The organism is Paenibacillus sp. sgz302115, from assembly GCF_056120445.1.
This window is the reverse complement of record NZ_JBVYOK010000018.1, coordinates 51,194-64,816: the sequence shown is the minus strand read 5'-3', so window position 1 is coordinate 64,816 and position 13,623 is coordinate 51,194. Positions and strand designations below refer to the sequence as shown.

The 13,623-nt window shown below is 40.0% G+C and carries 11 protein-coding genes and 1 pseudogene; 11 read left to right on the top strand and 1 reads right to left on the bottom strand.

Annotated elements, in window-relative coordinates; translation table 11 throughout:
- The first annotated feature begins 66 nt into the window (after window positions 1–66).
- The 8 genes and pseudogenes from AC0LWN_RS25400 to AC0LWN_RS25365 all read left to right on the top strand — a co-directional run bounded on the left by AC0LWN_RS25400 (window position 67) and on the right by AC0LWN_RS25365 (window position 11,242).
- On the top strand, window positions 67–354 hold the full coding sequence (locus AC0LWN_RS25400) for a YciI family protein (RefSeq protein ID WP_474670311.1): 288 nt from the start codon (window positions 67–69) through the stop codon (window positions 352–354).
- Window positions 355–491: 137 nt separating this feature from the next.
- Entirely contained in the window at window positions 492–1,481 is a 990-nt protein-coding gene (locus AC0LWN_RS25395) for a tRNA dihydrouridine synthase (RefSeq protein WP_474670309.1), read from the top strand.
- A gap of 75 nt (window positions 1,482–1,556) precedes the next feature.
- Window positions 1,557–2,138: pseudogene (locus AC0LWN_RS25390) on the top strand (SF0329 family protein).
- Window positions 2,139–2,574: 436 nt separating this feature from the next.
- On the top strand, window positions 2,575–3,195 hold the full coding sequence (locus tag AC0LWN_RS25385; protein ID WP_474670307.1) for a restriction endonuclease subunit S domain-containing protein: 621 nt from the start codon (window positions 2,575–2,577) through the stop codon (window positions 3,193–3,195).
- Window positions 3,192–6,401, top strand: coding sequence for a type I restriction endonuclease subunit R (locus AC0LWN_RS25380; protein ID WP_474670305.1), 3,210 nt, complete (start codon window positions 3,192–3,194; stop codon window positions 6,399–6,401). The genes AC0LWN_RS25385 and AC0LWN_RS25380 overlap by 4 nt, the downstream gene beginning before the upstream one ends.
- A 176-nt stretch (window positions 6,402–6,577) precedes the next feature.
- Window positions 6,578–7,753: a restriction endonuclease subunit S gene (locus tag AC0LWN_RS25375; RefSeq protein ID WP_474670303.1), complete on the top strand. Its 1,176-nt coding sequence runs from the start codon at window positions 6,578–6,580 to the stop codon at window positions 7,751–7,753.
- A gap of 17 nt (window positions 7,754–7,770) precedes the next feature.
- Window positions 7,771–9,369 carry a type I restriction-modification system subunit M gene (locus AC0LWN_RS25370; RefSeq protein WP_474670301.1) on the top strand — a complete coding sequence of 533 codons (1,599 nt, stop codon included), beginning with the start codon at window positions 7,771–7,773 and terminating at the stop codon, window positions 9,367–9,369.
- A 223-nt stretch (window positions 9,370–9,592) separates the two neighbouring features.
- The gene (locus AC0LWN_RS25365) at window positions 9,593–11,242 is read left to right on the top strand and encodes a hypothetical protein (RefSeq protein ID WP_474670299.1); all 1,650 of its coding nucleotides are present in this window, start codon (window positions 9,593–9,595) and stop codon (window positions 11,240–11,242) included.
- A 254-nt stretch (window positions 11,243–11,496) separates the two neighbouring features.
- Here the strand turns inward: AC0LWN_RS25365 and AC0LWN_RS25360 are convergent, their stop codons facing one another.
- On the bottom strand, window positions 11,497–11,745 hold the full coding sequence (locus tag AC0LWN_RS25360; RefSeq protein ID WP_474670297.1) for a helix-turn-helix domain-containing protein: 249 nt from the start codon (window positions 11,743–11,745) through the stop codon (window positions 11,497–11,499).
- Between the two features lie 152 nt (window positions 11,746–11,897).
- On the opposite strand from AC0LWN_RS25360, the gene AC0LWN_RS25355 reads away from it, so the two are divergent.
- From AC0LWN_RS25355 to AC0LWN_RS25345, 3 genes are all read left to right on the top strand, one after another.
- Window positions 11,898–12,395, top strand: coding sequence for a hypothetical protein (locus AC0LWN_RS25355; RefSeq protein ID WP_474670295.1), 498 nt, complete (start codon window positions 11,898–11,900; stop codon window positions 12,393–12,395).
- Window positions 12,396–12,577: 182 nt separating this feature from the next.
- Window positions 12,578–13,264: a nuclease-related domain-containing protein gene (locus tag AC0LWN_RS25350; RefSeq protein WP_474670293.1), complete on the top strand. Its 687-nt coding sequence runs from the start codon at window positions 12,578–12,580 to the stop codon at window positions 13,262–13,264.
- A 5-nt stretch (window positions 13,265–13,269) separates the two neighbouring features.
- Window positions 13,270–13,593: a nucleoside triphosphate pyrophosphohydrolase gene (locus AC0LWN_RS25345; RefSeq protein ID WP_474670291.1), complete on the top strand. Its 324-nt coding sequence runs from the start codon at window positions 13,270–13,272 to the stop codon at window positions 13,591–13,593.
- The last annotated feature ends 30 nt before the right edge of the window (window positions 13,594–13,623 follow it).

The window sequence follows — 13,623 nt, the reverse complement described above, 5'->3', positions numbered from 1 at the left end:
TTTGCTTTGACTTCAGGTTTTTTATACTAGTCAAGTGAATGCATCCTACTACAAGGAGGACACGAAATGTATATTGCAAATTTGACTTATGTAAAACCTTTGGAAGAGGTGGAAAAATATTTAGAAGAGCATATTGCATTCTTGGAAAAGTATTATAAATTAGGAAAATTCATCTGTTCAGGGAGGAAAAATCCTCGTAACGGAGGAATTATCTTATTTAATGCAACAGATGAAACTGAAATGAATCAGATTATATCAGAAGACCCATTTCACGTAAATAAGATTGCTAACTATGAAATAATTGAATTCTATCCAACAAAGTATTCTCCCGATTTCAAATGCTTCATTGATTAGAAAAAGGGCTACATGATTATGAGCTGCCGTGTGAGCAGTCGTGGTTGTCCCGGGGTTATGATATACTTTGCTGGAACATGCTGTTTTACCACTTCGGGATAAAGATTTGTCCTGGTATGCATAGAGAGGTTTTTGATATGACAGATAATTTTTGGCGTGATTTACCACGGCCCTTTTTTATACTGGCGCCCATGGAAGATGTGACGGATGTTGTTTTTCGCCATGTCGTAAGTGAAGCGGGCAGACCGGATGTGTTTTTTACGGAGTTTGCGAATACAGAGAGCTATTGTCACCCGGAGGGGAACCATGCTGTACGCGGGCGTTTGACGTTCACAGAGGATGAACAGCCCATTGTAGCTCATATCTGGGGAGATAAGCCGGAATACTTTCGTCAAATGAGCATCGGTATGGCGAAGGAAGGATTCAAAGGCATTGATATCAATATGGGTTGTCCTGTAGCAAATGTAGCAGAGAACGGGAAGGGAAGCGGCCTGATCTGCCGTCCCGAACTCGCAGCGGAGATCATCCAGGCCGCAAAAGCCGGGGGACTACCCGTCAGTGTAAAAACAAGGCTCGGTTTCAGTGACTTAGACGAATGGCGCGGCTGGTTAACCCATATTTTGCAGCAAGACATTGTGAATCTGTCCATTCATCTGCGCACAAGAGAGGAAATGAGCAAAGTAGATGCCCACTGGGAGCTGATTCCGGAGATTAAGAAGCTTCGTGATGAGGTGGCACCAGATACACTGCTGACCATTAACGGGGATATCCCTGACCGTCAGACTGGCCTGAGGCTCGCTGAAGAGTACGGTGTGGATGGTATTATGATTGGGCGCGGTATTTTTCATAATCCATTTGCCTTTGAGAAGGAGCCGAAGGATCACAGTAGTGAAGAATTGCTTGATCTGCTGCGGCTGCATCTGGATCTCCATGATCAATACTCAGTACAGGCACCACGTTCGTTCAGCCCTCTTCAACGATTCTTTAAAATATATGTGCGTGGATTTCGCGGGGCAAGTGAATTAAGAAATAACTTAATGAACACCAAGTCAACAAGTGAAGTGCGCGCGCTGCTCGATGAATTTGGAAGCAAGGAGCCGGATGGGGCGGAGGAACGTGGGGAGTAAGCTGCAAAGATTGAGGATCGGCTGAATGGAGAGGGGGACAAACCCAGGGCCAACAAGCCTTTCCTCTGTTTTTATATGGAGGGGGATTACATGTCCTGGAGCAAATTGAAGCAACAACTGGAGAGCTTTCTCTGTCCTGCGCTAAATGGAAGGGTAGAATACCGCGCACCAGGTTACCGTTATCTGCCTGATAAATCAGGTATTTGTTATATCGCGGTAGATAAAAAGAACGTGCTCAACATGAGCGATAAAACAAACCCTATTAGTTGGTATCAAACGGAGCTGGAAATTAAGAATGATCCAGATATCCAAATTCCTATCACTAGTGACGACATTGAAGCGGTCAGAAGCTACCAAGGGACCGGTACCGGAGGATCGTCTAGTAGTAATGGCTAGAAGTAGAAAAAGTACAGAACATGCAAAAGAGCTTTCGTCAGCACAGGCTGCATTAAGTAAATCGAATTTTATCGTTGTGGCAGTAAGTTTTTAACTACTCCTATAGTGGAAAGTATGAAGAGCAATGATATTGTGTTGAATATTCTGGCTTTGGTGGATAGAAGGGTTGGGAAAAAGCGGATTGTAAGCATGTCCGAGAAGATGAAGTTGAAGCATCCGGTTGTGCAGTATTTTTATGAACTGCGGCGTAAGACATTATGAAGTGAATAATTTTTACCTGTGAAGGATTATAGATGGGCAAGGGGTACACGGAAAATAGACAGGGGAGAAGCTACGGGAGATTATCCAGGAAGTATTCAGCCTCTTCTCTGTGGAAGCGGCCAAGAATTTAAGAGGCTTCTATGTAATTGAATTTTTGTAGAATGATCCGTTAATTCATTAAAGAGAGATACTATATCTTATTAAAAATAGAACGGAGTAGAATACACATTTCTACAAAGATGATAGGCGATAAATAGTATAATATAATCAAGCAGATGATAAAGGTATCTAAACAGCGAGGGAAAAGTTGTTTGCTCTTTAACAGAGTAGGCAACTTTTTCTATATAGAGTTTACTATCACTTCGAATAATAGAAAAGTAATTTCTTGAAATTAATAAATTTACTTCTTGCTTTTTTTAAAACGATCTTATAAGATATGAGTATCGAAAAAAATATTAATTTTAGAAAGGCACGAATCCATATGAGAAGATTAGAGGACATGGTTGAGTTTGTGAGTGGTTCGCCGCAGTTTAGAATAAAAGAAGCACCTGAGAATACAGCGCCACTCTACACCTATTATGGACAACCCGATCTGGAAGGGGATTTGGTTGGTATTGATTCTAGTGGTAGTGAGGGTAAACAAGTGCGGACCTTTGATAAGGTCAATACGCTATGTCAAGGGGACGTTGTTTTCAGTTTGATATCGGGAAAATCTACTATCGTTGGTGTGAAGCATCAGGGGTATCTATACACGCAAAACTACGTCAGGTTAGTGGCTGGTAATCAGGTTGATTCACAATATCTAGTTTTCTTGCTTAATGAAGATCAATCCATCAAGAAGCAGTTTCAATTGGGCTTGCAGGGCTCTCAGGTTCTAAAATATACGCTGAAGCAAGTAAAAGAACTTGAGTTGCCGAATTTGCCAACGATAGACAAGCAGCGGTTGATCGGTGAGCTGTATTTTAACCAATTACGGTTGGAGGCATTAAGAAATAGATCGGCAAATTCAGAAACTACTATAGCATTGGAAAAGCTTAGGGAGGCAAGCCGTAAATGACCGAGAATCAATTTGAAACCGAATTAATTCAATACCTTACAAGTGGCGCAATTATAAAATCAGAACATCTCGAAGGGATAAGCAATTTTGTTGTCAATGAATCAAATGTGGATTACATAGTAAAAACAAAACATTGGAAATATGAACCCCATATTAAAACTACAGAACAACTCTGGGATAACTTCAAAGCTATCCTGGAACAACACAATCAGAACACGCTAGAACATCCTTTAAGTGTTGTGGAATTTAATCAAGTTAAGAAAATAATCTCCGGCATTCAGACACCTTACGAAGCGGGGCAGTTCTTGTATGGTTTAAATGGGGTGTCGCAAATCGAGATAGATTTGAGCGACGGACGTCATGTATTCCTTACTGTTTTTGATCAAAAGCAAATAGGAGCCGGAGATACCGTTTATCAAGTGGTCAATCAAATTAAGCGACCAGCAGTGATCACAGGGAAAGAAAATCGCCGTTTTGACACAACTCTTCTGATTAACGGTCTGCCAATTATTCAAATTGAAGAAAAGTGTAACACGCGTGATGTCAATGAAGCTCTCAATCAAATGAAGCAATATGCTGATGAGAATCAGTACCGTGATATTTTTTCGACCTTGCAAATTCTGGTGGCTATCACGCCAAACAATGTGAAGTATATGGCAAATACCACGCCAGATAAATTTAATAAGGATTTCGCGTTTAACTGGCAACGTAAGAGTGACAATTCTATTGTACGTAGCTGGAAGGAATTTGCGGATTCCATGCTTTCCATTCCAATGGCGCATCAAATGGCTACCAACTACATGATTTTGGACGGAACAAAGAATAAACAAATGTTGAAAGTGATGCGTCCTTATCAAGTATATGCGACACAAAACGTGATCGAGAGCTTGAAGCGTGCTGATTTTGAATTCGGTATGAATAAAATTGGTTATATCTGGCACACAACCGGATCGGGTAAAACCATTACAAGTTTCAAAACGGCCTGGCTTGCAAGCCGTATGCCTAAAGTGGATAAGGTTGTTTTTGTCGTGGATCGAATTGCCTTAACTAAGCAAACCAATGAAAATTATAAAGCTTACGACCCGGATGCGACAGAAGACACACTTGGCAGCGTTCAAAACACAAATAACACAACTGATTTGAGCCGCAAGCTTAAAAGTAAAGACAACAGTATCATTGTGACTTCCGTTCAAAAACTGGATACATTGGTGAAACGTAAATCTTTTCAAGCTCCGGACAAGAATATCGTGTTTATCGTGGATGAAGCTCACCGTTCAACAGGTGGCGACTCATTTGAGAATATCCAGAAAGCCTTTAAGAAATCAGCTTGGGTTGGTTATACCGGAACACCGATGTTTGATGAAACAACTTCGGGTCTTCGTACAGAAAAAATATTCGGCCCACTATTACATGCCTATACCATTCGTGAAGCGATCGCTGACCGGAATGTATTAGGCTTTAAGGTTGATTTTGAGACAACGATTGATGAGAAGCAGATGAAAGAAAAATATCTTCCTGAGTTTTACCGTGAACGTTATCCAAAATGGACTGAAGAACAGATTCAAAACAAAATCAACCATCTCTCTCAGGAAGATATGGATGATGCGGTGGAACCCAGCTTCTATGATGAAAATCCGGATCACATCAAACTGGTTGTGGAGGATATCTTCAAAAACTGGCGTAACCGTTCTAATGAAGGCAAGTACAATGCTTTGTTTACAACTCACGTGGGCGGCGGCAAAGCAAGCACGCCAATGGCGATGATGTATTTCTATGAGTTTCAACATGTCAATGAAGAAAATAAGAAGAACGGTGGACAGACTTTAAAAGTTGCCGTTACGTTCAGTCAAAATTCCTCCAATAACGATAGCATGCTTGCTACAAATCAAGGTTTATCCGATGCCATCAAAGCCTATAATGCTGAATTTGGCACAGCTTTTGGAATGGATGATGTTTCGGGCTACACGCAAAACGTGACTTCACGCTTAAATAAATCGGCCACAGATAAGAAATTCCTTGATTTGGTGATCGTGGTGGACCAATTATTAACGGGATTTGATGCGCCTGAACTGAACACGCTTTATGTAGATCGAACCTTGAAGGGTGCGGGTTTAATTCAAGCATATTCCCGAACGAACCGGATTGCAGATATGCAAGAGAAACCATGGGGACGTGTGGTTAATTACCGATGGCCAGCGCAAAACGAGAAGTTGATGAATAAAGCGCTTGCTGTTTATGCGAATAAAAACTCGGCTATCTTGTCTGTTGATGAACAACGCGAGTCTAATCAAGAAGACGGGATCATTGCCAAACCATTTGAAGATGTGTTTAATGAGGTGAAACAAGTTGTTGAGAAATTAAGCAGCTTGACGACTGAATTTCAACAATTGCCCCCATCTGATAAAAAGAAGGACGAGATGCTAGATTTGCTTCGTGAATATAACCGGGGAATGGCCAAATTAAAGCAATACGATCCCGAAGAAGTTGATGGCGAGAAGATCGGATTTAATTATGATAATCCGGATGAGTTAGTAGAGAAGCTAGGGATGACTGCAGAACAAGAAGTCATGTTGACAACCGTCTTAACCAATGAACTTAAGTCACATATTGCCAAGGAGAAGAAAATCCCTCTATACCAAATCGAACTGCGGATGACGCACGTAAAGGATGTTAAAGTAGACTATGATTATCTTACTGAACTCGTAGAACAACTATTGAACCAGGTTCACGAAGGCAAGAAGGAGGAGGCTAAAGAGACGCAGGAGAAAATCAACCAATTTGCGAATGGATTGGATGATCGAAACTATGCGACCAAGATTGTGAATGCGGCTACCGCAATTGTCAAAGGCCATTTCCCGCCCGCAGGTTCTGACTTCAAGTATCCAGTGAAGCTAAGTGACAGTGAACATATCATCCAGCAGGCGAACAATATCAGCCTTGATCGAATGTTCCTTGACTTCCGAGTGAAGTGGGGAATTACAGATACTATCACCAGCACTCAAATGCGTGAGTTGTTTAGCCGCCATCGCTATGGTTTGCAAGACCTGGATGATACCGGTCAAATCCGTGACATTATTGCTCAAGCAAGTTCTGACTATAAGACACTTGCTCATGATGCAGTAGTGCAGTCGTTGTCTAAAATTAAATATCGAAACAGTTTGCGCGACGCGATTTATGAACTAGCGGATGAATTGGCGGAAAGCTAAACCGGTCGAAGCAGCTTGTTAAAGAATGAACCACTAGATTATAGTAGGAATATGGTTATTTTCATTTTAGAAAATACCACTTCAACCATTGAAAAAGTTGGTTAGTACAGAAATTGCACATACAACAAAGAATACACCAAAAAGGTTTTATTTAAGGACATACAAGGAGAGCAGAAATGAGTGAAGACAAAGTTAATGTACCAAAAATAAGGTTCCCGGGGTTTAATGATGCTTGGGAACAGCATAAGTTGGGGGAATTATACACAGAGAGGAAAGAACGAGGAAGCGATTCATTACCGATCCTTTCTGTTTCCATCCATCATGGTGTTTCAAACGAAGAATTAGACAGTGATGCTTTAGGGAAAAATGTGCGCAGAAGCGAAGATAAGTCTCTATATAAACATGTATATTTCGGTGATCTTGTTTTTAACATGATGCGTGCGTGGCAAGGGGCAATCGGAGTCGTAAAGTCAGAAGGGATGGTAAGTCCTGCATATATTACTGCTATTCCTAGTGCACAACTTTACCCTTTGTTTATGGATTATTGTTTACGACGAGATGAAACGATTATTCAGATTGACAATCTCTCTTACGGAGTCACTGACTTCAGAAAAAGACTATATTGGGACTCGTTTATTAACGTTTTGTGTTGCATACCTTCCGTGCCTGAGCAGGAGAGGATTACGGCCTTCTTCACCCACCTTGACAACCTCATCACCTTTCATCAGCGTAAGCTATATAACGTGAGAAATCTGAAGGCAGGGTTGCTTCAAAAAATGTTTCCAGAAAATGATGAATATTTTCCTGAAGTTCGTTTCCCTGGATTCACTGACGCTTGGGAACAGCGAAAGTTGGGAGAAGTGCTGAAATACGAGCAACCAACAAAATATATTGTCAAAAGCACAGATTATGATGATGCATATCAAACACCTGTATTAACCGCCGGGCAAAGCTTTGTGTTGGGATATACAAAGGAAACTGTTGGAATTTATAATGCTGATTTTGATAACCCAGTAATAATATTTGATGACTTTACAACTTCATCACATTACGTTGATTTCCCTTTTAAAGTCAAGAGTTCAGCAATGAAACTTTTAACTTTAAAACATCAAAATGATAATTATTATTTTGTATATAATTTAATAAAAAAATTAAATTATATTCCACAAAGTCATGAACGTCATTGGATTTCAAAATTCTCAGAGTTTAAAGTTTTTGTTCCTAGTCCTGTGGAACAAGAGAAAATTGGAAACTTTTTAGAAAACCTTGATCATCACATCACCCTTCATCAGCGTAAGTTAGAACACTTGCAAGAACAGAAGAAAGCACTACTACAACAAATGTTTGTCTAAGGGAGGACAATAACAACATGAGTAATAATCTACAAACTATTACAACGAAACTGTGGGCGATGGCAAATGAGCTTCGTGGAAACATGGACGCCGCAGAATACAAGAACTACATATTAGCCTTTATGTTCTATCGTTATCTGTCCGAACATCAAGAACGATATTTAGTTGAGAATAATGTTATTGATGTTGCTGCCGGCGAATCGATTAATAAAGCCTATTTAGATCAAGCGAATGCTGACGACTTGAATGACTACCTAGAAGATATTTCTTCAAGTTTAGGCTATGCGATTGCACCGCTTGATACTTGGGAATCATTAGTTCAGAAGATTGATAACAGCATGGTGATTCCAAGTGATTATCAAACGGTTTTTGATAACTTTAATCGCAACGCTGAATTAAACCAAGAAGCTGCGAAGGATTTCCGTGGCGTATTTAACGATGTCAATCTTGGAGACTCGCGACTGGGTTCCTCCACCAATGAACGTGCAAAATCACTAAACCGAATTGTAAAGCTGGTTGATGGTATTAATTACAAGGGTGAAGATGGCAAAGATATTCTTGGCGCAATCTATGAATATCTAATCGGTCAGTTTGCAGCAAGCGCAGGTAAGAAAGGTGGAGAGTTCTACACGCCGCATGAAGTTTCTATAATTTTGGCTAAAATCGTAACGGACGGTGTAGAAGAATTGGATAAGACTTTTGCGGTGTATGACCCGACTTGTGGATCTGGATCATTGCTGTTAACGGTCCAAGGTGAGTTGCCTAATGGTGATAAACCAGGGGCGATTAAATTCTTTGGTCAAGAGAAAAATACGACAACCTACAACTTGGCCCGTATGAACCTGATGATGCATGGCGTTTCATTTAACAACATGACGCTATCTAATGCGGACACGCTTGAAAGCGATTGGCCTGATGGACCGGATGCGAAAGGAATTGACCACCCGCGCTCTTTTGATGCTGTGGTTGCGAATCCTCCTTATTCTGCTCATTGGGACAACAGCGAAACGAAACTGAAAGATCCACGTTTTAGCGAATACGGTAAACTCGCTCCTAGAACCAAGGCCGATTATGCATTCATTTTACACAGCTTGTATCATCTGAATGATACGGGAACCATGGCGATTGTATTGCCGCACGGTGTCTTGTTCCGTGGTGCGGCAGAAGGTGCGATTCGCCAAACCATCATTGAGAAGAACTATCTTGATACCGTTATAGGTTTGCCTGCGAACTTGTTTTACGGTGTGAGCATCCCGACTACGATTCTAGTATTCAAGAAAAATCGTAAAACAAAAGACATCTTGTTTATCGATGCCAGCAAAGAATTTGAAAAAGGCAAGAATCAAAATAAACTTACGGATAACAACATCACCAAGATTATTGAAACGTACCGAAATCGTGTGAATGTTGATAAATACGCTCATGTGGCATCCCTTGAAGAAATCAAAGAAAACGAGTTTAACTTAAATATCCCTCGTTACGTGAATACGTCTGAAGAAGAAGAAGCCATTGACCTGGATGAAGTGATTAAGCTGTTAGAGCAGGACAAACAAGAAATCGCTGATCTTGAGGCTAAGATCAATGAGCAGTTGAGAATCTTGGGGATTATTGTGTAGAAATTGATGGAAAGAGTCGAAGATATTATTTCTTGACTCTTTTTAGACTTTTTCTTGGGAACAGTGTGAGTTGGGAGAAGTTGCAGATATTATTGGCGGTGGAAGCAACGAAGAATACTGAGACAGAGATATTGATTGGTATTCACCAGTCGAAATTGGAAAGAAAACTTACGGTTATAGTAGCCTAAATAGAAACCACCACAAATATGAGAAGGAAGATTTGATGATGACCCATAGAATGTTTTTAAAAGATTATGAAAATACAGTAAGTAGTTTTATAGGCCTACCTGTTTCATTTATTTATGATAACGAGAATAAATTACTTAATATAGGGATTGAAAATATTGAAAAAGATTTATACGAAGTAAATAAGGAGAATCTAGAGGCCATAACTAGTTCTGTAAAACGTGTTTTAATCAATTTTTATGATAACCATTTCAATTTAGCATTTCGCCCAGTATACAGGCAATTACTAATAGAAGAACTGGCGTACAGCTTTATAGATAAGTCTTACCCACAGATCAATAAGGCTTTCTCAGAGTTTATTGAACATCTAAAGCAACTATCGATTAAAACTTATGAATCGGAATGCACTCAAATGGGGTTTGTTATTCTTAAAGATGATAGTATTGATATTCATAAGTTTTTTCAGAAGCGTGAGTTAAAATACATACCTTTCTCTGCTCCACAGGAGTTAGTGGCTTATATAGAAGAAAAACAGACTTTAAAAATTAATGATTCGAAATCGATTTGTTTTGTAATAAATACCGAATACCAAGTCATTGGACTTGCTCAAAAGATAAAAGGTAAGCAGAGTATTAAAGATTTAATGATGAACAGACATAGATTTCTTGAGGAACGGGACATAAAAATGCTTGCACATAATTATTATGTTGCATCACAAATACCGGATATTTCTTCTCTTTCAGAGTCCCTCACGAAATTGAATGAGCTTCAAACAGAAACATTAAATAATATCAAGAGAGATTACAAGATTAGTAGTAGTGAAATGGATATTAAAGTTTTAATAGAACAAGTGATTAGCATGGAACTTACAGAGGAACAAGAAAATTTATTTTTAAAACATTTGAGGATTTATGCGTCATTACAGTGGAAAGAAATAGAAATTTTAAATAATCGAATAGACATAAAAAAACAGAAAGAAACCTCACAGGAATATCTCAATGAAATCATTGAAGAAAGGGTTCATGATGTACAGAATGAAATGGATTTAAAGAAAGTTGATTTTGTGTATTTTAAAAATAAACAAATTATATGGAGTTCCTCCTACGAATATATTATTTCTTTTACAAATGGACAATGGAGACTTAGAAATTTCTTTGTGCTAAGGAGTATTCTCACGAGGTTTGTAATGTCTCAATATTCGCTTTCAAACATATCCTATATAATTGATAAAATTGATTACTCTATCCCAAGAGTCTTGGATCTTTATAATATCGTTAAAAACTTGTCGGATAAGAATATTGGTTCACTTATTTGTATCATGAAGAATACCCCGCAAAGAAATCAGACTATTTTTAAATATATGCTACAAAAAGGGGAACTATCCACAGAAAAGTATAGATCGATTATTCAAACTGAGAAGGGGCACCCTATTAACATTAGGAGTTGTGATCCGTATTTATTTGAGTTGGTTGGTTCTGTAGACGGAGCAATAATAATGGACTATAGTTTAAATATGCTATCATTTGGGGAAATGATCAGTTCAAGGGCTAATAAATCGGGTAAAGACTATAGAGGCGCAAGAACGTTAGCGGCATTATCAGCCTCTTATTATGGTCTTGGTTTAAAGGTTTCGGAGGACGGCGATATGCAAGTGTTTGAAAACGAAAGAGAGGTTGCACGGATTTAGTTTTCTGAATGAGAAGAGTTAAATATCGTTGGTATTTAACATTAGCATTGAGTAGCAAAGCATTCTAATTTCGGCGAATTGTGGTATACACAGCCATAGTTCGCCGCAGCGAGCTCCTTTCTCCGAAGCAGCACCTTTTTAGGGGCCCCTTAAATTTCGCTCTACAAATGAAACGGTGAACCGTATCATAAATAGCATCAAAGTAGAAAATTGAAGTTTTTCAATTTCCATTTTTATTCTTACCCTCGACTATATTATCCACCCTCCCCCAACAACTCCCCAACAGAAACATCCAGAGCTTTCGCAACAGCAACCACTTCATAATCCTGCACGAGCCTATGTTGACCTTCCAATCGCGATAAACTGGTCGGGCTGATATCTAAACCGAAGGTTTGCAGCTTTGCAAGGAAATCTTTTTGTTTCATTCGCTTAGCTTTTCGAATGGCTACCACTCGGGTTCCAATGATATTCTTATCACCCGGTGGCTCTTTGCGATGCTTCATTTCGGTGTCACCTCACAATATTAACCAAATTGTATGCGAGGTAAGTATTGTTTTAATGCGAATATCGAATTAAAATAAAATAAACCGATAAACGCATTAAAAACTCTGTACATCGTCTACAGATATAGCTTTTCCAAGGAGGAGGGGGTGTAATGCAATATCTGATGCGCAAATATGAGGAGGAGAAGCGCAAGCTGAATGAACTCGGACAGAAATCACTGGAGCAGGGAATTCCGTTGAGCAGCAATGAGGCGGTTCAGGCCCAGAGTCGCAGGGTGGACGAACTCATTAATCAGATGTACCAAGAAAAAAACGGACATGCAGAGACTTTTCGTTTAAACTTCTGTCTTGGAGGAGATGTGGTGAGCTTTCCAGCATGGTTTTTACAGACGATTCAAGGTCGATTGGATGAGGTGACCGCACAGATCGAACATCAATCCGAGCCTAGACATGCTTTTGAAGAAGAGAGCAAGGCCTTTCAAGCGTTGTATGACTCTATAGACATTGCACATATGCCAGAGTTTGAGTATTGGGAGAATAAGCTTCAATTGAAGCAAGCCGTTCTTTATGAACGCTTATATTTACAAGGACTTAAGGATGGCGTACAGCTTGCAAACGCCTTTGCTGCTCCTTCAGTTCTCTCGGATTAAGCCATGCCCTGGGGAGTCTGCCGCAAAAGTACATAGATTTGAACCCAAAAGGTAAACTTATACTTTATTTTGGACTGTCCATGCGACAGTCTTTTTCTTGTGTGTTTGTTTTGGAAGGGATATCTTCCCATATTGTCGAATAACCATACATAATGTAAATCTAGATTAGACGAGGTTTTGCTATGTTTAAATCGCTATTGTCTCTCTTCAAAAAATCCGACACTAAGCCGCCACAGGCGGTGCGTAAGGCACCAACTCCCAAGCCGAAACCAAAGGTAGCGCCGACCCGAATCGGTGAGCTGGGCGAGCACAAAATAAATCTTCAGCTGGATCAGCTTCCTAAAGAATGCAAAGCGCTGAGCGATTTACTGATTCCAAATCCTAAGTCGCGAACAGGCTATTCTCAGGTGGATCATCTCGTTATTTCTCCGTACGGCCTATTCGTGATTGAGACGAAGAATTATCAGGGTGAGATTAAAGGCGGGCGTCAGGATCAGCAATGGACAGTAAGCAACCGTTACAAGATGTACAATCCGCTCAAGCAGAACTATGGCCATATTAAAGCGGTTGAGAGTCTGTTACAGGACATAGCTGAAGTGAAGTTTATTTCTATGGTGTCGTTCACGATGAGATGCCGCTTCAGCATTGACCCCGAGCTTCGGAAAATCCAGTCGGACGAGCTGGTGATCTACGATGTTGAATTAAGCGAGTTCATCTCTAGAAAGCTGCTTCGCCTGAAGGCAGAGACTCCCGAACCTTCTATTTCTCCTGCACAGACGCAAGCCATATATGAGCATCTGCTCCAGGCTAATATCATAGATAGCGAGATTCGTAAGCTTCATGTGGACAAAATCAAGAACAGGAGCTGATCCTAATGCCGATCTATAATAAGCTTGTTCGTGACAAAATCCCTGAAATCATCAGAAGCTCCGGGAAGAGCTGTAGTTGCTTAGCGTTAGAGGAAGAAACGTATATTACAGAACTAAAAAGGAAGCTTCGAGAAGAGGTGGAAGAGTATACCCGAGCAGCTAATGATGAAGAGGGGCTTGAAGAACTAGCGGATATTCTCGAAGTGGTCCATGCTCTCGCTCAAATACATAAAGTCCTTCCAGGGGATGTAGAGAAGATACGTGCTAAGAAAGCCGAGGAACGCGGAGGATTTAAGGATCGTATTTTTCTGGTTGAAGTAGTAGAGTGATTAATCTTTTCAGTAAATATGATAAACTTT